Source organism: Streptomyces sp. NPDC091377 (assembly GCF_044757045.1).
In the GTDB taxonomy this organism is placed as follows: Bacteria; Actinomycetota; Actinomycetes; order Streptomycetales; family Streptomycetaceae; genus Streptomyces.
On the sequence record NZ_JBIVUE010000007.1, the window covers coordinates 420,260 to 444,357 of the forward strand.

Sequence of the window (24,098 nt, forward strand, 5' to 3'; positions counted from 1 at the left end):
TGTCCTTGTCCGTGAGGAAGTGGGGTCAGCTCGCCTGGCTGGTGAACTGGATGGCTTCGGGGGCCTTCACCATCTGGAGGGCGAAGTCGGCGGGGCCGAAGTCCGGTACGGGAGAGCCCGCGGCGGTCAGGGATTCCCTGACGCGTCGTACGGCCGCGGTGACGTCCAGGACGCGCAGGCCGCCGGGGCGCAGGCTGTCGGGCAGGAGCGGCAGCGAGGTGGCCAGTTGGGTTCCCAGGGGGCTTCCCGGCTGTGCGGTGGGCCGGCGCATGGGCAGCTGGTCGTCGTCGTCCACGCCGAAGCGGAAACCTTCCTGGGGTTCGGCGAGTTCGACCTCGTCGGGTGTGCCCTGGAACAGGCACAGGAGGGTGTCGTCGTCGAGCCGGTCCATGCGCAGGACGGGCAGATGGCCGCTCTGGCCCTTGAGGGTGGCGCGGACGGCGAGGTTGGGCCAGCCGGAGACCGCGGCGGAGCGCAGCAGGAGGCCGCTGACCTGGTTCCCGGTGACCGGGGCGGGTGTCGGCTGGTCGATGCCGGTGCGCTGGGCGCGGAGCGCCTGGGCCGCCCTCTGTGTGGCCACCTGGATGACACCGCCGATGGTCCGGCTGAGGCGGGTGTCGCGGGCACTGTGCACGCCGATGCTGAGGGCGCCGTCGGTGAGGGCGCGGATCCAGTTGTCGTCGAGGTGGAAGAAGCGCAGGGTTTCGCGGGCGAGCATCCTCTGGTCGGGGACGAGCAGCCGGAACGGTACGGGGTAGAGCAGTTGGAGTCGGGCGAGCCAGTCGGCGACGGGGGTCAGGTGGTCCTTGGTCTCGGTGCCGATCAATTGCTGGGCCTCGGGTGCGGCGAGGAAGGCGTCGATCGCGGCGACCGGGTCGGGGGGCGGTGCGGCGGGCTGCCGGACGGTACCGGTGGGGGTGGCCGTGTCGTCGGGCGGTCGGGGGGCGACGGGGGTGGTCATCGCGGTCAGCCGGCTGGTGGTGAGCTGGCTGAGGAAGGCGTCCTGAATTCGTTGGTCGACGGTGAGTTCGGTGATCCGGTCGGCGGTGAAGGAGGGGCTGTGCAGTTGCTGGAGGAGTCGGTCGGTGAGTTGGTGGGCGCGCCGCCGGAAGTCGTGGAGGGCCTGGCCGAAGGCGCGGTCGGCGAGGGCGAGGGAGCGGCCGGTCTGCCAGGCGGTGGCGAGGGAGGCGTCGAAGACACCGAACGCGCTGTGGTAGACGAGGGCGGCGTCCGCGGTGGCGAACGGGGTGCGGCCGAACATGGGGGGCGAGGGGGTGCGGACGGGGGCGCAGGGGCCGCGGTACCAGGCGAGGGTCTGCTCACCGGTGCGCAGCCGGTAGGTGAGGGGGACGAACCCTTCGTTGAGGCGGCGCTCGGCCTCCTTCGCGGCCGGGGTGGAGGCGGCGGTCGCGGAGGCCGGGCGGGGCAGGCGCAGCCACAGGTTCCCGGGGGTGTAGGTGGTGCCGTCGTACTCCTGGCGGACCAGGTTCTTCATGAGTGCGCGGAAGTCGTGCCGGGGGTCGGCGGTGGTCTCGAAGGTCCAGGAGGCGAGGGAGACGAGGGCGACGGAGGTGTGGCCGCCGAAGTTCGGCTTGTCGATGAGCCAGGGTTCGAGGCCCTCCAGGGAGACCAGGTGGACGATGGACTTCCGGGCTCCGGGGTGGTCGCCCGTGGGGGTGGCCGGGAAGCGGTTGGCGACGACGGCGGAGAAGAGGCCGTTGGTCTCCAGTCCTTGTTCGGCCTTGTCGGCGATGTGGGACTGCCGGCAGTGGGCGAGGAACCGCAGTTCTTCCAGGCGGGGCACGATCTGGGGGAAGTGGGTCGCGGGTATCTGGACGAAGGCGCAGGGGTCGGTGTCGTTCACGTCCCCCTCGGGGGTGACGGCGGGTTTGAGGACGGCCGGGTCCGGGGCGCGGAAGGCACCGACGGTGGTGGTCTGGGTGCGGGTGGGTGAGGTGGTGCCGCCGGTGATCTCGTCGTCGGTCAGGACGAGGAGGGCCAGCCAGGGCGGGCGCCCGGAATCGGCCTTCAGGGTGCGTTCCCAGGGCAGCAGGGCGTCGTTGAGGACGATGTGCGGCAGGACCTTCCCGTACTGGCCGGTGCTGGCCGCGGGTGGTTGGCGGTTGAGGATCGCCGTGCTGTCCATGGCGAACTGCGGGGCACTGACCACCACGCGCTGGGTGGCGCCCAGGTCGCCGGTGGGGATGTCGCCGAGGGTGTGCTTGACGGTGATCTTCCAGTCCCCGGCGGCCAGGGCGGGCACATAGTTGTCGTAGAACCGCAGGTCGCCGAGGGGGAGGTTGTCGGCGGTGAGTTCGGGGGCCACGTCCGCTCCGTTCCGGTGTGCTCGGGTGGCGTTCATGTCTGTCGCAGGGGTGCGTCGCTGAACAGGTGGCCCGCGTCGGCGGCGAGGGCGGTCAGCGGGTCGTTCGGGCCGTTGAACAGGACGGAGCCGTCGGTGGCGGTGGCACGGTTCAGCACCGCGAACAGCTCGGTCCGGGCGCCGCGCACCGTGTCGCCGCTCGCCTGCCGGAGCAGACCGACGGTGCCCTGGTCCCTGGTGGGGAGGTAGTGCGGGGAGGTGCCCTGCGCGCGGGACCAGGGGGCCTGTCCGGCCGGGGAGAGGTACTCCTCCCGGAGTTCCTTCATGGCGACCGGGCCCCTGCTGGTGCCGGGGGTGGGGGCGGGGGCGGTGACGGTGAACCCGACCAGCTCACCGGGGAGTACGTCGGCCGACGGCCGGGCCGGTGTCTGGGTGAAGGGCACCGGCGGGGCGGACCAGAGCGAGGCGGGCAAGGTCTGGGTCAGCGGTTTCAGCGACCAGTGGGAGATGTCGTGGGCGACGTCGTCGGCGGGGGTCGAGCCGACCCGGTAGAGGGTGAGGGAGTGGGTGGAGGCGACCTTGGTCCGGTTCATCGGCTTGATCGCGATACCGTTCGAGGACCCGTGCGTGCGCTTGCCGTCGTAGGCGAGGGCGCTGGCGGGGATGGCCGAGCGGGTCTGGAAGGTGAACCGCTTGGCGCGGACGATCCAGCGCTTGCCGCTGCTGCTCTGCGGGTCGTCCCGGGTCTTGAACAGCCCGTCGGTCACGGCGATGCCGCAGATGTCGGTGTGGGCGGGCATCAGCTGGCTGAAGCCGGCCCAGTCGAGAGGCTGGGTCTCGGCGGCGGCGCGGTCCGAGCCGAAGCGGACGCTGAAGGAGACCAGGACCAGGTCGACCGTGACGATACCGCCGGTGGGCGGCCCCCACAGTCGCAGGGAGGCCCCGAGGGACAGGCTGATGGTGACGGTGAAGAACAGGGGGTGGATGGTCAGGGAGACACCGATGGAGACGCCGATGTCGCCGGTGTAGAAGAACGGGTGCCAGCTCACCAGGAAGTCGGCGTACGCCTTGAACCAGGCCCGCAGGCCGCCCGAGTGGAAGAGCGCTTCGAGTCCACCGCCCGCCATCGCGCTGGACGTGGTCAGCGCGAAGTAGGTCTCGCCCTTGACCGACACGGTGTCGGAGACCGCCCAGTTGAAGCCGAGCCGCGGCACCTGCGGGAAGTGGGCGGGCACCTTGAACGCGGGGTGGTAGCCGCCCAGGGTGGCCACGAACTGCCCGGCGTTGGGGTTGTCACCCCACCACAGGTTGAAGGCGAACCCGCCGGTCAGATGGCAGTCGGGGGTCAGGACATAGCTGTTCCTGGTGAGGATGGCGGAGGCCGCGAACACACCTTGCGAGGGCTGTACGACGACCCGGATCATCATCTCGACCAGGGCGAAGGGCTTCGCGGGCCCCTCGCCGGCGAGCGGCAGCCTCAGGGTGGACAGGCCCAGCAGGGCGACGCTCAGCTCGCTGCCGAAGTCGACCGCCAGCAGCGCCTTGGACTTCACCACCTTGAAGGTGTCGAACTCCAGTCCCGCGGCCAGCCAGTACTCCCCCGCCTTCGGGGTGATCCACTTCTTCTTGACACCGTTCAGCTCGGCGTCGCCCTCCAGGACCTTCAGCACCGCGTCGGGGCCCTGCGGGCCGTTCCCGGTGCCGCCCGGGGGCTGGGTGGACAGGAGCAGGAGCGGGAAGCTCGCCACCTCGTCCTGGCCCGGAACGGCCAGCTCGCGGTTGAAGCCGAAGCCGCCCATCAGCCCGGTGACGAAGAACGCGGGCGGCCCGCCGAGCGGGGCGTCCAGCTGGACGAACACGAACAGCGACGGCATTCCGTCGGAGAGCTGGGCGTACGAGCCGAGCGCGCCGAAGCCGTACGTGCCGGACTTGACGACCAGCTCACCGTCGAACTGGAACTTCACCCCGTGCGCCAGTCGGTCGTCCGGGACACGGAGGATCGCGCCGAGGATCTGGAGCGGTGGGGCGTCGTAGGAGACGCCGAGCCCGTCGAGGTGGAACTTGGGCTCGAACTTCTTCAGCGCCGAGCCGACCCCGAGGCCGTCCAGGGACAGCGCCAGCGGGCCGAAGGCGACATCGGCGTCCAGCTCGAAGAACAGCACCCCGCCGCTGTACTGGAGCCCGATCCGCTCGATGTGGAGCGGGCCGAACGACCGTCCTACGGTGATCCAGGCGCCGCCGTTGCTCTGCGGCGGCGCGGGTGGGAGCGCCCGGGCGGGGGTGGCCGGGCCGGGGGTCGCCCGGGTCGAGGCCGGTTGGGTCGGGGCCGGCTGGGTCGGGGCCGGCTGGGCGGTCGGCGTCGGTGACTTGCCCGCGTTGCGGATCGCCTCGGTCTTCGCGGCGAGAAAGGCCGCCTGGTTGGCCGACTTCGGCGACTTGCCCGCGCTGCGGATCGCCTCGACCTGCGCGACGGCAGGTGGCAGCGGGGCGCGGGGGTCGGACGCCGCACCGGGTCTGTGCAGCGGCAGGGCCAGGGTGCGGGTCTCGGTGCCCAGTCGGAGCCCGGCCGCGAGGACCAACCCGGGATCGAGCTTCGGGTAGGAGATCGGGTTCCCGTTGAGCGACTGGAGGGTGGTGTTCAACGCGGTCAGCGTGGCCTCGTCGAACCCTGCGGAGGCGTACGTGACCTCCAGCCGCTTGATGCCGACATCGACGGAGGCGGGGATCTGCGGACCGGCCACCGGAAGGTCCGACAGCGCGATGTTCAGCGGCACGTCGAGATCGACCAGGTACACCCGGCCGGAGCTGGTCTTCGAGCTGGCGAACACCAGTTGTCCGTAGTGCTCCGACAGGGCGGTCAGCACCAGTCGGCCGGTGCCGAAGTCGTAGCGGAATCCCGCGCTTCTGAGCGCCAGGTCCAGATCGCCGGGGAGGGTGGGCAGGTCGGTCCAGCCGAACGCGTCCGCGATGTCCGCGAAATCCAGCGCCTTGCCCGTCTTGGTCCAGGTGGCGTCGAGATATGTCCCAGAGGTGCCGAAGCCGATGTGGAAGGCGAAGCTCTCCTCGCCGACCACCACATGGCCGTCGAGCCGCGCGGTATGGTCCGGGCCGTTCTTCGTGACGGCCAGGTTCAGCCGCGCGGTGAGTGTCCTCTCGTGGAGGGGCAGGGCCGCTTCGACGCTGCCGTGGACGGTGTAGGAGAACGGCTGTCCCGTGGCGCCGCGTGTGGCGGTGACAGAGATGTCGGTGAGCTTGATGTCGCGCAGTTCCTGCGGAAGGTCGGCGCCGCCGGCCGCCAGGCCGATCAGGCTGCCGAGGCTGACCGAGCCCGGATAGGCGCCGCTGACGGAGGCGACCTGCCACGAGGAGCGGTGCTCCAGTACGGCGGTGAACCCGAACGGCCGGGTGAAGACCCTCGGCAGGAACCCGGCGTTCGCGGAGATCCTCACCGTGGTCCAGTTCAGGCCGGACGGATCCAGGGTCTCCACGGCCAGGCGCAGCCCGTCCAGCTCCAGCACGCCCGGGATGAGCGCCCACTTCGCCGCCGGCGCGGTGCTGATCGAGATCCCGGCGTAGGTGACCCTCGGGGGTGAGGTGCGCACCGCGAGGGTGAAGTCGTCCAGGCCGATCTCGGTGAAGACGGCCCTCAGCTCGGCGGGGAGGTGGTCGGTGACGGGCGCGCCGCCGGGCCGTGGAAGGCTGTTGAGCAGGGACGCCACCGAGCCGTCCCCGGGTTTGAGCGGCGCGGTGGAGAGCCGGTAGGCGCCACCGGTCACCGGGACGGCCACCGACACCTTCAGCTTCTGCTGGAAGGTGCCCTCGATCAGCAGGTCGACGTCCTGCACCGGGGTGAGGTCGTCGGTGGTGCCGATCTTCACGGTCGCGCGGGGATCGGTGAGCGAGAGGGCGTAGGGCTGATGGCCGACACTGAAGCCCTGGCTGCTGCCAATGGCGGCGGAGAGCGCGCCCACCGGCAGGGCCTCGCCGGTCACCGGTGAGAAGGGTCCGTGGGCGAGCCAGGTGCGCGGGCCGGTCAGGTCGCCCAGCAGTGCGCCGGCCATCGACACCCCGCCGAAGCCGAGCCGGCACAGCAGGTTCAGCCCGGGTTCCACCGCGACCGCGGCACTCTCTCCCGGCCAGGCGAACGCGCTCTGGGCGGCGGTGGAGTACACGAACAGGGCGTTGCTCACCGTCAGCACGTCGAACGGGAACATGGTGAGGGCGGGAAAACTGTGCTGGAACTTCCAGTCGCCGGGCATCTTCGCGGTGACGAGGGTCTGCAGGGTGCCGCCGGTGAAGGTGAAGGCGAGGGTGATCGGTACCCCGGTCTTCTTCAGGACGGACGCGGTTCCGGTTCCGACGGTCAGCACTCCCGCCGTGGGGCCGCTGATGTCGGCCGGGGCGACGCCCGTCAAGGTCAGTCGCTGCGTGGGCGGCAGCGCGAACGCGGTGGCCAGCGCGGCGGCCGTGCTCGCGCCGACCACGGCGTCGTCCAGTACCACCGGCTTGCCGGCTCCGGCCAGGCCGCGCAGATGCGCCGCGAGGTCGGTGAGTGTCGCCATCATGACTGCCCCCCCGTGGCCGAGGAATTCTGCACGTTGACAGGGAAGGTCGGGGTGACGCCGAAGACGGAATTCAGGACGGCGTCCTCCAGTGGGACTTGCGGCGATCCGACGGCGGTGGCGATCAGTTGCTCGACCGCCTGGCATGCGGCCTTGTCCATGTCCTGCGCGGAGAGGAGGGGTGCCTTCGCCGCGACGAACTCTCTCACCGTCTGGGCGGCGGCCCCTTCCTGCGGGGCCAGGTCGTGCACCGTGACCGGGGGCGGAAGAGCCTGTTGCGCGCCAGCGCTCTCGACATCCGCACATGTCTTGGCCAGGTTCCGGCGGAAAGCCTGGAGGAAGGCAGTTTTTTGGGTCGGGGCGTCCTCTCCCGCCAGGTGTTTTCGCACGCTGATCTGGGTGTACTGCTGGTACGGGAGCTCCCTGCGCTTGAGGTAGTTGATGAAACTGACATCCTCGGCCGACGCGATGAATGCCGGGCTGATGTTGATGTTCAGCTCCTTGAGTCTGGAGATGTTCCAGAGAACGGCCTGTTGCACGAGCCCCGGTTTCTGCTCAAGGGGCGGCAGATTCCCTGGCGATCTGACCGCCCGGGTGACGATGCCCTGGATGGTCGACCTATCCCCCGCACTGGTACCCGCCTGGAATCCCGCGCAGATATTCTTCCCGAGAGCGGCCTCCACGAGACTCAGGCCATCATGTTCCAGCTCCCCGCTCGTCTTGTTCTCCGGATCGTAGACCGGAAAGTTAGAGAGCGCGACAACATTGTCGTCGAAGATCCAGGCGGAACGCCACGCTCCATCTTGCTGTGGCATCAGTTGCTTGCAGAATTCGAGCGCCGCGAACCGGCTGGCACCAAAACCGGCCATCTGGCACCTCTTCGGGGTCGGCGCGCCGGGAAACTGCCACCCGATCACGGTCAGGTTCTCCCTCTCCGTCGCTCCTCCCGTCGCTCCTCCCGTCGCCCCCTCCGGCTCCTCCTCCGTCGCCCCCTCCGGCTCCTCCTCCTTCAACTGCTCTACGTAATGGTCGTACTCCGCAAAGTGCACCACCACATAGACACTGCGTTCCGTCCCGACCCTGCTCGGGGCGTAGATCGGCGGCATGACATTCGGGGGGCCTGCTTGGGGGCCTGCTTGGGGGCCTGTTCCCCTTCCGCCGAGGGCCCTCATGTCCCCGACACCCTGGTAGGACCCACCCAACTCGTCTGAGTACATATCGAGATGGCGCTTCGCGGCCTCTACGCCGGCTTTGATCCACTCGGCCCGGCCGCTGGACACCACCACGAGGGGCGGCTTGCGCCCCTTGGCGGCCTCACGCGTCCGCACGCCCGCCCAATCCTGCGTCGTCAGCCGCAGCCCTTGGAGAAGGTTTAGATTTCTGAGCGTATTCATCCGCAGGTTCAGCACCGCGGCCCAGTACTGCGCCGACTCGGTGTCATGTCGGATGTCCTCCAGGGGCGAGTACTTCGAGGTCACCAGCGAGCCGCCGTAATTACTCCTCCACTGTGCGGAGACAGGCATCACACCTCCAGGGATTCGTCGTCGGTCAGCGAGCGAGCGGGACCGTATATCCCGCGGATATGCGCCGGCGGGGAGAACTCGGTGGTCACGAGCGAGCCACCAAAACCCTCATTCATATGAGCAGAGACGGGCATCACAACACCTAGGAGAAGGGCGTCCATTTGGACGCGGGAGGGGCCGTGCGCACAGACACGCCGACCTGAGAAGGCGGCGCCGAGACGGCCAGGCATTTGATGAGCGGTAGCGTAGGGCGCTCTTCGGAAGACACACAAGCCAACAAGGTGCGCACCGGGAGAGGGCCGTGTACTTGGCGAATACGTGGCACACGGCGGGGCGCCATCGGGCGAATTCCCGTGTGGGCTCGCCCCCGCTATGAGGGATCGTCCCACGACCTTGCGCCTTGCCGGAACACGATGAAGACCGGCCGGTACGCAAAATTTCGCACCCGACCTCAGGGAGCGCGGGATCCGGAAAGACGAGACGCACCCGGGGTCTGGAATAAGCCGCGGACGACAACCGAAATGTGGCCAGAGTGAGCGAGCGCACTCACCCTTGCGTCCCGATTCACCCCACATCGACGGCGCGACGGCGCGACGACCCTCAGGCACAGCGGGGTGAGTTGCTGCTCGCGGACGCGATCGCGTCAGACCGGACGGATCCGTGCCCGCACGGTCTTGAAGGGGGCTCCCTCGCACGCGGGACAGCTGAGCACCACGCCCAGCAGCCGTACCTGACGCAGCCCCCCGCTCCCGGCCCCGGCGAGGGCAGCCCTGCCGAGCGGGAGGTCCGGGCGCGGATCCTGTACGTCGATCGCCAGCCCGCCGCCGATCGGCGCGGACAGCCGTACGGTCATCCGGGCCGGCGTGCCGTCGGCGGGCTGGGCGTGGGTGACGGCGTTGTGGGCGAGCCGGGACACCACCTGGATCGCCGTGACCACCTCGCCGACCTGCCCCATGAGCGTCAACTGGGCTCGTACATCGCCGCGCACCCGGCACAGACTCGCCGGGATCATGGCGTAGGAGCGCGACCAGCGATGAGTGACGACCGGTTCGGGGACGTCGGGGACATCGGGGGCGGCGGGGACGGGGACGGCGGGGAGGTCGGCGCCGGGGTCCGTGGCGCCGGTGGACAGGATGTCGGGGTGCTCGGCACCGGGATACGCGGCGAAGGCGGGCAGGCTCCCCAGCCAGGTGCGCAGCGCCTCCTGCTCCGGCGGGGTCACGGCGACCTCGCGCTCGGTCGCCATGACCAGTCCGGCGGCCCGGCGTTCGATCAGCAGCCGCTCCACCGCGCGCCAGCCGACGCGTTGCGGAGGCGGACGGTGGGCGGAGCCGATGTCGTACACCTCGTGAACGGGGTGCCAGCCCTGCCGGGTGGCGAAGTCACGCAGGTCCGTGAGGGTCCGGACCGCGCGCCTGGCGCTGGCGCCGGAGGTATAGAGCACGACGGGGGAGTCGGCCGGCCGGTCGTCGTGACCGGACACGGCGGGCAGTCGGGCGATGCCCCCGGGCGGCGTGATCAGACCGCCGGCGGCGAAGGACTCCGAGGCAGCCGGGAGTCGGGGAGGGGCGGGACGTTCGAGCGCGGCAGGAAGTCCCGGAGAGACGGGGATTTCAAAACGGGCGGGCAGTCCGGAACGGCCGGGGTTTTCGGAACCGCCGGGGTTTTCGGAACGGCCAGGGTTTTCGGAACGGCCAGGGTTTTCGGAAGAGCTGGGGAGTTGCGGGCGGGCGGGGGGATACGGATGGTCGGGGAGTTGCGGGCGGTCGGGAACCTGCCCGGGTGCGCCTTCGTCGGGCAAGCCGGGCGCGGCAGCGTGTCTCGCACTCATGGGGCTTCTCCTCTCACGGCATCCGGCACGACATCGGTCACTGCATCCGGCACTGCATCGGGTCCGACGTCCGGCACGACGACATCCGCCATGACGTCGGGCACGTAGTCCGGCACTCCATTCGATGCGGCATCCGGCACCGCATTCGGTACGGCAATCGGTCGGGCATCCAGCTCCGCATTCGGTCCGGCATCCAACTCCGTATTGGATCCGGCATCCGGCACCACGATCGACAGGGCGTCCGGCACGACTGCCGGCCCGTCCCCCGACCGCACATCGGCCCAGATGACCGCGGTCCCGTTGGACCGGACGCTGTGCCCGAAGCGGTCGGCGGTGCGTAGCAGGAAGGCGAGCACACCGAGTCGGATGCCTTCGCTGTGGGTCCCGGCCACCGGCACGGTGACCCGGATGCTGGTGCCGTGGGCCTCGGTACGGACGCCCACCGGGTCGTCACGGTTCATGGGGACGCCGAGCGCGCTGCTCAGCATCGCGGCGATCGCAGTCGCCCTGCTCACCGGCAAGTTCATGGTTCTCTCCCGAGTCGGGCGATGCGTGCGGGAAACAAGTGCCCCGCCCGGGCCGAGCGGGCGGGCCGACCGGGCGGGGCACTCCGCGGACCCATGAAGAGGGGCGGGTCCGCGGGCCTCGGCGCCTCTCGGGGCCACCGGGCACGGTGGCGACGGGACGCCGAAGTCCTCACTTCGAGGTTTCTGTGAACCGGCTTGAAGCGTACGGCGTTTCCCGATCCCGGCGAATAAAGAAAAGGAAAACCAAGGCGACGCGGGCCACTCAAATGCCGTGGTCGGCCCGCAATTCCGTCCGCGGTTTTCCGGGGAGACCTGAGCTACGCTCCTGATCAGCCGTCACCCGCTTGTGGGCCTCTGCAACATTTCGCAGAACAGCGGCTGCTCCCTCGCGAGTTCACGAGTGCGCGAGTTCACGAGCCACGCGTCCATGGATCCACGCGTCCATGGATCCGCACATCCCCGTGTCTCCGCATCCGCGTCTCCACGTCCCCGCGTCTCCACATCTCCGCACTCACTCGTCACCGCCCGCGCTTTCGCGAGCAATGTTCACGTATTCACGCATCCCTCGGAATAACGAAAAAGGCAACCGCCATGACGACCCCCGATCAGACCGTGCTGAAGACCTACGGTGATCGCACCTACACGCACACCACCATGGTCCGCCACCAGGGCACCGCTCTCGCCTTCGCCCTGGACGCGGACCGGCGGATCCTCTACTCGGTCCTCGACCTCTCCACGTACGACGAGCAGCGCGGCGAACTGGACGCCGCGTACTGGTCGGAGAACCCGGCCGAGCTGGCCTTCCCGGAGGAGATCGTCCGCGTCGGACACGCGGTGACGGGCGCGACCGCGATGCCGCTGGTGAAGAAGGGCGGACGGACCGAAGCCGGGCCCGACGACCGGCTGGGGCCCGAGGAGATCGACACCTTCCTGTCGAGCACCGCCCGCCTGACCGCCGCCGCGCCCTTCGAGGTGCTCTCCGACGGCACGCATGTCGTGCTCCTGCGCCAGGCGATCGACGCCGGCCACCCGGACGCGGTGTTCGTCAGCACCGACGCGGGTGAACTCCCCGTCGTCCAGGACACCTTGCTCGCCGACCGCTTCCTGCTGGTCGACGGTCTGCTGAAGCCGGTGAGCGAGGTCCGCTACAAGCGCAGCCGTCACCGCACCGAGCCCGACTCGGCCCATGACAGCCTCGGCGCGACCGACATGGACGGGGTGCCCTTCCACGAGCCCACGCAGGAGCTGGGCTTCATCCGCCACCTCACCGGCGGCCGGTTCACGGCAGTACTCGTCCCGACCTCGGTCCAGGATCGGCAGCGGTGGCAGTTCTTCGCCCACAACGGCCGCACCGGCCGGGTCGACTCCTTCAGTGTCGAGCAGGGCAGCGACGGCCTGTTCAACACCTACGGCACCCGCTTCTGGACCAGCCCGGACGAGTACTACCGCGACGCGGTGTTCGAACGGCAGCCGGGCACCTGCCCGTTCACCGATCTACCGCTGGTGCCCTTCACCCCGGACACCCCGCTCGCCGAGAGCGCGCTCCGGTTCGACGGCGGGACGGCCTACGTCGACCTCGGCGCCACCGACCGGCTCAAGAACAACGGCGGCTCCTACACCCTTGAGGCGTGGGTCAAGCGGGAGGCCGCCGGTGGGCCGGTGATCGCCCGCCGCGCCGGCACCGGGGCGACCGGCTTCCAACTGCGGATCACTGCCGACGGCGCGCTGGCCCTGGACCATGGGAGCGGGACCGTCGTCACCCCCGCCGGGGCCGTACGCGTAGGCGTCTACACCCATGTCGCCGCGTCCTTCGACGCGGCCACGAGGCAGGGCGCCCTCTACGTCGACGGCACCAGCAGGCTCAGCGGCGCCCTGGCGCCCGCCGAGGACGGCACGGCCGCGGTGCGGATCGGCTCGGCCGAGTCCGGCGGCTTCTTCGCCGGGGAGATCGACGAGGTCAGGTTCTGGAACCGGGCCCGCACGCAGGTGGAGTTGAGGGAGGACCGGGGTCTGCGGCTCATCGGCGACGAGCCGGGGCTCGTCGCCTACTACCGGCTGGACGAGGGCACCGGCACCACCGCCTACGACCAGACCGATTCGACGGTCCACGGCACGCTCCAGGGCACCGCCACGTGGGTCGTCTCCGGGGCGCCGGTCAACGACCACCCCGGGGTCCGCCGTGACAGCTTCACCTTCAAGGACCGTACGGTCGTCTCCGGGCTGTCGGCCTGCCTCTACCACCGGCAGGAAAACAGCGCCGCGGGCTACGACGGCTCCGTCAAGCCCGCCAAGAGCCAGGCCCGGGTGCTGCTGGCCTGCGCCACCCGGGCGAACGGCGACACCGACCCGGACGTCCGGGTCGCGACCGTCGACTTCGGTGTCGGCCTCGACGGCAGGCTGGCCGCCGTACCCGATGTCCTCACCCTGGCGGAACTCGCCGATCCGGTCGCGCAGAAGCAGGAGGCCGTCGCCGCGCAGGGGCGTGAGATCGCCCGGCTCATGGATCGACTTCTGATCCTTCCGGCGGAGATCGACCAGAAGACCGCCGAACGCACCACGGCGGAAAAGGCACTCCAGGATCTGACGAAGCGGATGGAGGCGGACCCCTACAGCTGGAACGCCCACCTCATGACCGGCGGTTCGTACATCACCATCGGCACGCAGTCCCAACCCTCCGGCTACTGGCAGGTCACGAGGGTCTCCGGCACCGACACGGCGCCCGTGGTACGGCTCGCCCACACGGCCTCGGGCGGCAACAAGCGCACCTTGATCGAGTCGGGGGGCCTGCCGTCCTTGATGTCGGGCACCGGCTTCGCGCCCACCCAGGCCCAGTGGGAGGTCCGTGGGAGCTTCCCGACGAACTTCAGGCTCAAGAGTGTCAACACCGGCCGGTGGTACACCGTCAACGCGGTCCACGCGGTCAATGAGTCGGAAGCGCCCTGGCTCTCACTGAGCCGCGACCAGCTCACCCTTACCGACGCGTTGGCTGCCGCCAGGGGCAGCGTCACGGCCCTCACCACTATGGTCGACGGGCTGAAGAGGGAGCTCAGCGAAGGGCCGGCCAGGATCAGCGCAGCCGAGGCGGCTCTCAGGACTCTCAACGAGAACGTGCTGGACACCACCGAGACCCTGCTGCCCCTCCCCTACGGCGGCATCGACGCCAACGGCCTCACCCACACCGGCGCCCTGCTCTCCTTCGCCCGCACCGTCAGCACCCCCCACCTGATGGACAGCGCGAGCGGCCGGGTGACGCTCTACTTCCAGGGCATCGGGGACGAGTTCCTGGCGGCGCACCTGGACACCGCGGCGGTCCGCGGAGTCCAGGACCTGAGCGCCGGCACGACCCGGTTCCTCACGTTCACCGCCCAGGATCCCGCGATCGATCTCGGCGCCGCCGAGGTCACGATCGGCGACAGCACCCACGACAAGCTGTGCACCCTGCGTATCGTCCGCCCGGGCGTCATCGACCGCACCTTCACCCGACTGCCCCGCAAGGCGGCCGATCTGGCCGCGTTCCTCAGCGACGCACCCCAGCGGCGGATCGGCGCGGTGTCCGGCGTCACCGACAGCAAGGTGAGGCTCGCCCAGTCCAGCCTCGTCGCCGTCACCGCGGGCGCCTGCGTCCGGATCGGCGCGAGCATCCATGTCGTGACCGCCGCCGCCCCGGCGTCCGCCACCGAAGTCCACGTCCAGCCGCCCCCGGCGTCCACGGCGATCGGGGCTGAGGTGTCCCTCGTCGGCCCCACCACCGTCGGGGCGCTCCCGTCCCGGCCGGAAGGCGTCCCGGCCGGTCTCTCCCGCTGGGCCACCGTCACCGCGGACAGCGCCGACGCCCTCGTCCCGAACGGCAGCCACAAGCTCACCACCCGGACGCAGGGACACGGCAGCCGCTGGCGCGGGGACGCACCGGGCCGTGCCCTGCACCTCACCGGCACCGCGCACCGGCCCGCTGTCGCCGCCGCCTCCCTCGGGCAGCAGCCCACCCACACGGCCGGGGACGTCACGGCGGAGGCGTGGGTCAACCCGCAGCCGACCGGTCCGGGCCTCGCCCGCGTCCTGCACGTCAACACGGCCGGCACCCGCGCCGCGCTGGCCCTGGAGGGCATCGCCGTGAGCGGCGGCATCGCCCTGGACGGCACCACGAACGCCATCACCCTCCCCGGCATCCCGCTCACCGACACCGACTTCACCGTCGAGTGCTGGCTCAAGCGCCCGAAGGACCGGAGGATCGCCGACACCGTCCTGTCCACGGCCGGTCTGGCCGTCGCATTCGACACCAACGGGAGGTTCACGGCGACCTTCGGGGACACCACGGCCCGCGCGTGGGGCCGGTACACCACCGATCAGTGGACCCACTGGGCGGTCACCTACCGCCGCGCCACCGGCAAACTGACCGTCGTGTGCGACGGCCGCAACGTCGCCGTCTCCCACGTCACCACCCCACCGCCCGTCGTCGGCACCCCGCTGACCATCGCCCCCGCCGCCGCGGACAAGCACCGCTTCGTCGGTGAGCTGGCCGAACTGCGGGTGTGGGGCGTGGCCCGCACCGCCTCCGAGATCCGCGCCGCCAAGGAACGCCGGGCCCGCGGGGACGCGGCCGACCCCGGACTGATCGGGGCGTGGGTCCTCGAAGGGGGTGCGTTCCACGACATCGGCGGAAAGAACCGCCACGGCACCGTGACCGGCACCGCCACCGCCGTCCACTCCCCCGTCGCCGCCCACCACGTGGTCGCCGCCGTATGCGACGGATACGGCGTGACCAAGGTCCTCCGGAGCAAGGACCTCCACCCCGGACGCGCCTGGGCGCATCTCGCCGCGGTGTACGAGCAGTCCTGGGCGTTGGCCTTCGACGGCACGGGCTGGGCCGAGACCCCCGACGCCGAGCGGCTCGACATCCCCGGCGACCTCACGATCGAGGTATTCGCGCGGCTCGACTCCCTGGGGACGCGGCAGGGGCTGATCTCCAAGGGGCGGCTCGGGGACGGCGAGGACGGCAGTGTCCCGTACCAGCTGTCCGTACTTCCGGACGGGAAGCTGGAGTTCGCGTTCGAGGAGGCGGGCGACACCTCCACCGCCGTGATCAAGCGGTTCACCTCCACGCAGGCGCTCACGACCGGCTTCCACCGGATCGCGGTGGTCCGCCAGGGGCGCCGCAAGATGACCGAGACGGAGGGCCCGATCGAGGTCCAGTACACCGACGCGGGCGGCGCCAGCAAGACCAAGTCCCTCACCGGTGTCAAGGCCGTCACGGTCGACGAGTGGCAGGACATCCGCTTCTTCGTCGACGGCACCGACCACGGCACCCTCCACTACGAGGGGAAGGGCCCGCGGGGCAACGACGGCGCCCTGGAGATCGGCCGGGCCCGTCAGGGGACCGACGTCCACGGATTCCACGGCGCCGTCGGCGAGGTACGGATCTGGGGCAAGGCGCGGGAGCCCAAGGATCTCGGCGCGGTGTTCCGGCCCCGCGACGAGGGCCTGCTCGCCCGCTGGACGTTCGAGGAGAACGAGGGCGTCACCGCGGCCGACCCGGTCGGCGGCTTCGACCTCACGCTGCGCGGCGCGCGCTGGACCGCGGACCCCGATCCCCGCGCGGCCACCTTCACCGTCCACCGCGACGGCCGGCCGATCCCCTGCGACACCGTGGCCGTCAAGCCCACCGACTCCCTCACCGACTGGGGGCCGGAGCAGCTCACCCTGGGCGCCCAGCAGATCCCCCCGGGCGGCGCGGGCACGCTGAGGGATGTCTTCGAGGGCAGTGTGGAGGACGTCCGTCTGTGGCGCACCGCCCGCACCCCCGAGCAGATCCTGGACCACCTCTTCACCCGTCTCAACAGCGACAAGCAGGACCTCCTCGGCTACTGGCCCTTCGACGACGGTTCCGCCACCGCCGACACGACCCTTGCCCGTGATCACTCCCTGCGCGGCAACGACCTGTCTCTGGCCCCCTCCGGAAGGACCGAGACACGGCTCGTGCTCTCCACCGCTCCGGTCTCCACCGACACCGCGGCGGTCCGCTCCGCCATCGCCGGTGTCCGCACCGACTTCCAGCAGCCCGTCTCGGCGCCGCCGGCCGCCACCGAGTACGCCGATCTGCAGTACACCCCGTCCGGGGAGACGTACGGCGTGCTCAAGCGGTGCTACAGCCATCTCCGGGACGGGGTCTGGCATCTGACCACCGGCTACAAGATCGGCGACCTGGTCAGCGAATGGGTCAGCCAGGTCCAGTACGATCCCCAGCTCATCGGCTACATCGAGGGCGCCCCGCCGGTGCCCGCCGAGAACCTCGTCGGCGCCCCCGACCCGGAGAACTGGTCGAAGGTCTCCTTCAAGGAGGCGGACGAGGTGACCTCGGTGCTCTCCTCCTCCAGGTCGCGTTCCGCCGATGTCTCCTTCCGGTTCTCGGCGGGCAACGAGGTGGACGCCGGGGCCCTGCTGATCACCGCCCCGCTCGGTATCGGCACCGCCCAGCCCGCCGCCGACGTGAAGTTCTCCGGCCGGGTCGGCGGCAGCCTGGACTTCTCCAACGCCTGGACGGACGAGGCCACCGTCCAGCAGGGCACCGGCACCGACCGGGACACCAGCGCCACCCTCACCGGCAGCCAGGAGACGACCGCCGGCAATCCGCTCATCGGCCCGCGCTATCTGCCGAAGAACCAGGGCTTCGCCCTCGTCCAGTCCGAGACCGCCGACATCTACGCCCTGCGCCTGGCCCACTCCGGGGCCCTGGTCGCCTACCGGATGACACCCAACCCGGACATCCCCAAGGACTGGAACATCATCAGCTTCCCCATCAACCCGCAGTACACCAAGCAGGGCACTCTCGACGGCTGCGCCGGCTTCGACGTGAACGGCGCCAAACTCCTCGACCCGGCCTACCCGAACGCCAAGGGACGCGGGGAGTACAGTTACTTCAAGCCGCGTGAGGCGTACGCTCTCAAGCGGGGCATCCAGCGCGAACGGCAGCTTCTGGAGTCGTACTACTCCTCCGTCTCCACCGACACCGGAACCGCCGACCCCACCCAGGAACGCGCGGCGAAGCTCCTGGAGAGGGTGGTAGGCGCCGAGCCGGGCGCACCGGTGCAGAAGCAGCCCACCGACACGGCCGGCTCCTACGCCAACCGCAACATCGTCAACACCTACGTCTGGACGGCCGACGGCGGCTTCTTCGCGGAGACCACCAACACCGTCGACGTGGTCACGGAGACGGCGGGCGGCTCGTACAGCCTCACCGGGGCCGTCACCGGCGCCCTGTCCGGCAGCTTCAAGATCGCCGGGGTGGGTCTGGGGTTCCAGCTGGACACCTCCGTCGGCGGCGGTACCACCGTCACCCGCAGCCGCACCCGGCAGGCCACCCGCTTCCACCGGCTGGACGTGACCTGCAACCCGCCCCGCGACCTGCGCAGGTACGGGGCCGACAACACCCATGACGCCACGAGCGACCAGCCCGTGGCGGGCAAGGTCGACGCCTACCGCTTCATGACCTTCTACCTGGCCCAGGACACCGCCCACTTCGACGACTTCTTCCACAAGGTCGTCGACCCCACCTGGCTGGCCAGTACCGCCGAACCGAGTGCGGCGGCCCTGCGCCAGGCCCGGCAGAGCGCCCACAAGCCCCCGTGCTGGCGGGTCATGCACCGGGTCACCTACGTCTCCCGCATCCTTCCGGCCGTGGTGCCCAGGAACGCCCCCGAACTGGACCGGGGGCTGCGCCAGGCCGACCTCGCGAGCAACTACGAACTCGTCCGCCGCCTCGACCCCTACGTCCGCGGCGCCACCGCCTCCCGCGCGCGGCTGGCCACCGCCACCGAACAGGCCCTCGCGGAGCAGCTGCCGAAGCTGCTGCCCCAGCGCGCGGTCATCACCGACTTCCTCGCGGACTACTACGGCGTTCCGGCCGACCGGAACCAGTGACCGCGGAACCACACAGAGAGGGATTGTCTTGCGCAAAGCGATGATGAGGAAAGCGCCCGCCGGCAAGGGGAGACTGCGCTCCCCGAGTCCCCGGCGCGGGGTGGCACAGAGCCACGCCAGGGGCCACACCGGCAGCACCTCGCCCGGTTCCAGCCGGACCCCCAGCCCCGAGGGAGCCGGAGCCGGCGCCGTGTCGACGCCGGCCGCCCCGACACGGAAGGCGAGCACGCCCGCCCGCCACAAGACGGGGCGGACCCGGCTGCCGGAAGACCACGACAACTACGATTCCGAGGCGGACGACTTCGACGAGACCTTCGTGGCCGGAGAGAATCCGCTCCTCCCCCGCCCCACCGAGCAGTCCTCCGTGGCGCGGCTGGTGGACAGGAAGGCGGATGAGCTGGTGACGCTGTGGCGCGCCATGAAGCTGACCGACGCGGACGAGCTGGCGCGGACCGGAGGTGCGGCACCGCGCACGGCGGACGGGGGTGTCACCGAGCCGAGCGCGGCCGAGGTCAAGGAGCAGATCGGCCGGGGCAAGGGGCTCACCATCGACGGTGTGCAGCGTCGCCTGATGGAGTTCACGACCGCTCCGTCCATAGCGGAGGGGTTCAGCGCAGGAGGGGGCGCGGTCGTCGTGGCCCAGGTGGCCGCCAAGTACCTGGTGAAGGGGAGCGAGTCCGAGGGCGGCTGGATCCCGCACTGGGGCGCACCGGTGAACGTCCTCCACATCGTCGACCGTAAGATCCTGGACCGGGGCCAGAGGCAGTTCAACGCGTCGTAGGACGCTGCGGGGACGACGGTGCGCCGCGCGGCGCACCGTCGTACGCCTGGGCACCGGCGGTGAAGGGGCACGCCCGGCGGGCGGGAAGGGACGGTCTGGGCCTCGATCCCGGCACTGGCCTGCTGTGCTTGCCGTGCTTGCCGTGCTTGCTCTGCCTGCTGTACTTGCTGTGCCTGCGCTGTGCGAAGGGGACCGCGCTCTGCAATTTTTCGCACAAACATGACCCACGCGTGGTGAGCGACGGGGCAGGATCCCCGGTTCGGCGAGGACGGTCCGCCGCCCCCTCAGGAGACCGCCATCCGCCGATCGGACGGTGGCCGGATGAGGACCGCGGACCGGGGCCCCACCGTGTAGAACACGAATTTGCCCTGCTTGCTGCGGCGCACCGCCCCCTTGGCGACCATGGCCTCCAGGGTGCTGCGTACTACGGTGATCTTGATGTTGCGATCGGGATACGCCTCGGCCAGGGCGTCGTTGACCTCCACGGCGGAGAGCGACCGGCTCTGACGACCGAGATGGCGCACGACGAGATCCCGCAGCGTCGGAGCCGAGCCGGCCTTGGGGTGTGCCGCTCCGCGGCCACCCGGCAGCGGCGGTCTGCCACCCGTCTCCTTCTCCTGCCAGGCCACACTCTTGAGGCGGGCTTCGACGCCGGTGTCGGCCTGGCGTGGGGACGGTACGTCGGCGTCGGCGGCCGGCGCGGTCCCGGCGTGCGCGGTGTCGGCGTCGCCGAGTGCCCGCTCCATACGGACCAGGAGCGATTGATTGTGCCGGAGTTTTTCCAGTTTCTCCTGAAGGACGGCTATCTCACTGGACAGACACTCTTGTTCCGTGGCGTTGCGTTCCAGGTCCTCGGCCAGTCTGGCCGCGTAGAGGGGTTTGAGGTCTCTCTCGTCGTTCACGTTGTCCGGCACGGTCACCCTTTCCTTCGGCAGAGTGTCGATTGTGCTGCTGGATAGTACTCACAACGGTTGCGGATACCACGGCGGTTGAGCGGTCCACTCATGGTTCGTCGGCGTGTCGGCCGTTGTTGGGCACCTATTCGGGTCGAAAACTGTGAGGGCCGACGATGGACTGCATGACATTACGCCGCATCACAGGGTTGTGAGTATGGGTCTGTTGATTTCTTGACGATCCGCACTCGGCGCCGTTAGATTCTGGCCCCAACTAGCCCCACGTCCTCCTCCACTTCACGGTTGACCCTGCTTCAGGCGCGGGCCGGACAGTCACCGACTTCCTCGGGTGGTTCGTTGGGCTCCGGTACAGGTACCCGACCGTAGTGGAGCTCGCGGAGCATACCCATATGAAGTGACAGAGATTGCTATGCGCTCATGGAATGACGTGCTGCAACAGGTGATGGCCATCCCCTACGTTCTCTCAGCGGGTATATATGACGTCCCATCGAAAAGCGAGGTCAGCAAAGCCGGTGACACATCATTGACGCATCCCGCAGCGGAAGAGATCCGCCGCTCGGTTCTGCGTCTCATTCATGCGGAACAGGACGGTGGAGTGGAGCAGCACGATCACTGGGAGGAATCGGTCGTCAGTGGCACCCGGCATGTTCACCTGCTCAGCTCTGTCGACTCCCGCTCCGCGCGATGCGCCGCTCTCGCCCATGTCGTCATGGCGGGACGGGGGACCAACGTCGCGATCGCCCGCCTCACCCTCCGCGCACTGACCGACCGCCCCTTACCCAGTCGTGAGCATGCCACGTCGCCGTCCGAGCGCGACGCGGCTGCCCGCCTCGACCCGCCTGGTTCCCTACCCCAGTCCCCACCTCCACCCCCGCGTCCAGCGCCACTGCCCGTCCGTACCACCCGGCGGTCGCCGGGCGTGCCGCCTCTCCCCCAGGCGGACCCGCCCAGCGAGGCGAGTATGCGCAAGCTGCTCCATTCCCTTCGTGACCTGCCATGACATTGCCCAGGCGGCCCGGAACCCCGGCATGGGTGAGGCTGCTGATCCCCCGCAGGCGGAAAGACCGTGAGATGGAAGTTGAAGCACTTGAGGCGGAGATGCACCGCTTGCAGGAGCAGGTGGCGGGAGTGATCGGAGCCGCCCTGGTCAGCGTGGACGGTATGCCGGTCGCCGCCTTCAACATGGAGGAGGCCGCGCTGGAGGGACTGGCGGCACTGGCCGCCGCCTTCCTGGGTGTCGCTCAGCGGGTCGCCATCGAGGTCTCACGCGGCACCTTCTGCGAGACCGTCATCCGGTGCGAGGCCGGCTACGTGGCGTTCTACGCGGCGGGCCGCTCGCATCTCCTCGTCGTCCTCACGGAGCAAGGACTCAACCTGGCCAGGCTGCACCTGGAGACCCGGACGTCCGTGAAGCGGATCACCGCCCTCACGGATGTTCCCGATGCCAGGAAGTCCGACTCCGGGAACCAACTCAGCACCGACAGAAAGTGATGTCATCCGTGACCGATCAGAGCATGTCCATCAAGGTCAGCAGCCTTGTCAAGGTCCTGCGAAACGAAACACCGGAGTGTGTCGCCGCCGGCGTGGTGGACATGGCCACCGGCATGCTCCTCGGCGTCGAGACGGTCGACTCGCACCCCTCCGAGGTCCTCGATCTCCTCGCCGCGGCGACGTTCGACCTGTTCCGGGGCAGAAATGTCTCCACCATCGAGGAGATCTTCAAGAAGCGCCGTGGCACCGTGAGCGATGTCCGCTACTTCCAGGAGGTCCTCGTCAACAGCGAGAACCTGGTGCACGTGTTCGTGCGCATACCGAGCAACAACGAGATCGTGGCCGTCGCCGTGGCGCGTAGGGGGGTCAATATCGGCATGCTGCTCAACGCGGCCAGGCGCGCGGTCAACCAGTACGACTTCAAGTAGAACTCCGGCGGCCCTTCACCGCCTGCCCCGGTCAGCGGTGTCATCTGCCGTCCGGAGTGCCATGAGGGGCAAGCCACAGGCGGCGGTGGTCCTGCGGGATCGCCGCCGTCTGCTGTCTCCTCCCCCGACGGCGAGAACACCGATCCGGCGGTGACCGCCCGGAACGCAGTCGGGCAACTCGGTGCGCGCGGCCGTGGCCGCGCGGCGTAAGACCGCGGCTCCACCCCGGGCTGAGCCCCTCCCACCCCTCGCCCTTCCTCGGTGCGCGGGGCGGGCCGGGGACGCCCCTGGGCGAGGGATCCCTCCGCACGCGGCGCGACCGTCTCCACCGGCACCGGGACGCGTCCGCCGACGGGTGCCTGGCGAAGTCTCCGGGACGCCGCACCGCGGGTGACCGGCGACCCCGGCGCCGCAACCGCGCCGTACCGGCCCTCCCGTCTCCGTGGACGGCGGCTCGTGGGGGGAGGCCCCTGTGTTCCTGGAGTCGGACCGGCCCCTCCATCGCCCGGCGTCACCACCGGACCGGCCGGGACCGGCGGTGGCCGCGTTCTCACGCGGGCGCTCCGGCCCGCGGCCCGGTGCCGGGCCGGTGACCCCCGCGGACCGGGCGGCCTTCTCACCCCCGTGGCCCGTGGCCACGCCGGTGACCGCGGGCTTCGATCCCAGCCCGACCAGCAGTCTCTCGGCCGGCACCAAGCCCCTCTGCAGGCCCGCGCAGTAAGCGCATTGCCGAGCGTGTCGAGCGACGCGCTTGCGCCACAGCGCCGAAGGCGTGTTGTCCCATGGCGCGGTGAGGTGGGCCAGCAGCACACAGCGCGGCTGTGCCGACAGGGTCCGCACCACCAGCCGGGCCGTCTCCAGCTGTGCCTTCATGCGCTGCACGCGCACCGCGGTGTGCTGCGGGGACAGCTTCAGCGCCGCGACCACCTCCGCCCGGGTCAGCTCCCCCCGCGCTTCCATCCCCCACAGCATCAGCAACCCCTGATCCTCGGCGCTGAGCCAGCGGGCCGCCTCGGCCGCCTCACGTCGCTGGTCCTCCAGGCCGAGCCGGAGCACCGTCACCCCCGCGACGTCGGCGCCGGGGTCGGCGAGCTGACCGACCTCGTCCTGAGCCGATCTGACCGTCGCGTCCCGGCGGTCGCGGTCGCGCCAGTGCTGGCGTATCTGGTTCATGGTGATGGCGACCAGCCAGGACTGGTAGCGGGAGGGGGCCTTCAGTGAGCCGAGGGAGCGGAGCACACGGAGCATGGTCTCCTGCACCACGTCGTCGACGTCGTGGTGACCGTTGAGGGCCCGGCCGACGATCTTGTAGACCAAGGGCAGGCAGACGGCGACCAGCTCGTCCTGGGCCCGCTGGTCACCGTTCAGTGCCGCCACGACGAGTTCGCTGCAGAGTTCTCTTGTCACAGCCATGTGGGTCGGCGCTCCTTCTCACTCCTGAACCTGCTTCTCTGCAACTGGAGACCCCCGGCCCACCTCCGGATAACCAAAATCACGTGAGCCGCGTCAATGTCGGCAGTCAGCGGGCAGTGAGAGCCCCGTATTGACTCACTCAGGGAGCCGGAAGGGTCCGCCGCGCGCCTGTCCGCTCATGTCCGCTCAGCCGGAGAATGCGGATGTCACACGCCTGTCGGTGTCTCCTGACGCAATGTCAATAATGTCGTGTGACAGGGGTGTTGAGGCTAGGACGGCGCTAGTCACTCTCGTCCGGAACAGGTCACCGCCGGAGGGGTTTCGCATCTCTGTTGAAGATCTCGGCGGGTGGCCACTTGTCAACTTCAGCTCGGGAGACGATCGTTCGGGG

Annotated in this window: 11 protein-coding genes; 4 read left to right on the top strand and 7 right to left on the bottom strand. The window is 69.9% G+C overall.

Annotation, left to right across the window (positions count from 1 at the left end; genetic code table 11):
* Positions 1–25 precede the first annotated feature (25 nt).
* The 5 genes from ACIQNG_RS18700 to ACIQNG_RS18720 all read right to left on the bottom strand — a co-directional run bounded on the left by ACIQNG_RS18700 (position 26) and on the right by ACIQNG_RS18720 (position 10,766).
* Positions 26–2,326, bottom strand: a complete 2,301-nt coding sequence (locus ACIQNG_RS18700; RefSeq protein WP_401486203.1) for a hypothetical protein — start codon at positions 2,324–2,326, stop codon at positions 26–28.
* A gap of 32 nt (positions 2,327–2,358) precedes the next feature.
* Complete coding sequence (locus ACIQNG_RS18705) at positions 2,359–6,888, bottom strand: DUF6603 domain-containing protein (protein WP_401486206.1); 4,530 nt, start codon at positions 6,886–6,888, stop codon at positions 2,359–2,361.
* Positions 6,885–8,408 carry a hypothetical protein gene (locus tag ACIQNG_RS18710; RefSeq protein ID WP_401486209.1) on the bottom strand — a complete coding sequence of 508 codons (1,524 nt, stop codon included), beginning with the start codon at positions 8,406–8,408 and terminating at the stop codon, positions 6,885–6,887. The genes ACIQNG_RS18705 and ACIQNG_RS18710 overlap by 4 nt, the downstream gene beginning before the upstream one ends.
* A gap of 643 nt (positions 8,409–9,051) precedes the next feature.
* Positions 9,052–9,891: a hypothetical protein gene (locus ACIQNG_RS18715; RefSeq protein ID WP_401486212.1), complete on the bottom strand. Its 840-nt coding sequence runs from the start codon at positions 9,889–9,891 to the stop codon at positions 9,052–9,054.
* 344 nt (positions 9,892–10,235) lie between these two features.
* On the bottom strand, positions 10,236–10,766 hold the full coding sequence (locus ACIQNG_RS18720) for a hypothetical protein (protein WP_401486213.1): 531 nt from the start codon (positions 10,764–10,766) through the stop codon (positions 10,236–10,238).
* Positions 10,767–11,357: 591 nt separating this feature from the next.
* Here ACIQNG_RS18720 and ACIQNG_RS18725 point away from each other — a divergent pair.
* Both ACIQNG_RS18725 and ACIQNG_RS18730 read left to right on the top strand, forming a co-directional pair.
* Entirely contained in the window at positions 11,358–18,680 is a 7,323-nt protein-coding gene (locus tag ACIQNG_RS18725) for a LamG-like jellyroll fold domain-containing protein (protein WP_401486215.1), read from the top strand.
* 190 nt (positions 18,681–18,870) lie between these two features.
* Positions 18,871–19,461 carry a DUF4765 family protein gene (locus tag ACIQNG_RS18730; protein WP_401425008.1) on the top strand — a complete coding sequence of 197 codons (591 nt, stop codon included), beginning with the start codon at positions 18,871–18,873 and terminating at the stop codon, positions 19,459–19,461.
* Between the two features lie 284 nt (positions 19,462–19,745).
* Here ACIQNG_RS18730 and ACIQNG_RS18735 read toward each other — a convergent pair whose 3' ends face one another.
* Entirely contained in the window at positions 19,746–20,375 is a 630-nt protein-coding gene (locus ACIQNG_RS18735; RefSeq protein ID WP_401425010.1) for a hypothetical protein, read from the bottom strand.
* 1,071 nt (positions 20,376–21,446) lie between these two features.
* On the opposite strand from ACIQNG_RS18735, the gene ACIQNG_RS18740 reads away from it, so the two are divergent.
* Both ACIQNG_RS18740 and ACIQNG_RS18745 read left to right on the top strand, forming a co-directional pair.
* Positions 21,447–21,866: a roadblock/LC7 domain-containing protein gene (locus ACIQNG_RS18740; protein ID WP_401425012.1), complete on the top strand. Its 420-nt coding sequence runs from the start codon at positions 21,447–21,449 to the stop codon at positions 21,864–21,866.
* 8 nt (positions 21,867–21,874) lie between these two features.
* Positions 21,875–22,294 (top strand): hypothetical protein, encoded by a 420-nt coding sequence (locus tag ACIQNG_RS18745; RefSeq protein WP_401425014.1) that lies wholly within the window; start codon positions 21,875–21,877, stop codon positions 22,292–22,294.
* Between the two features lie 15 nt (positions 22,295–22,309).
* Here the strand turns inward: ACIQNG_RS18745 and ACIQNG_RS18750 are convergent, their stop codons facing one another.
* Positions 22,310–23,707 (bottom strand): RNA polymerase sigma factor, encoded by a 1,398-nt coding sequence (locus tag ACIQNG_RS18750; RefSeq protein WP_401486218.1) that lies wholly within the window; start codon positions 23,705–23,707, stop codon positions 22,310–22,312.
* Positions 23,708–24,098 lie beyond the last annotated feature (391 nt).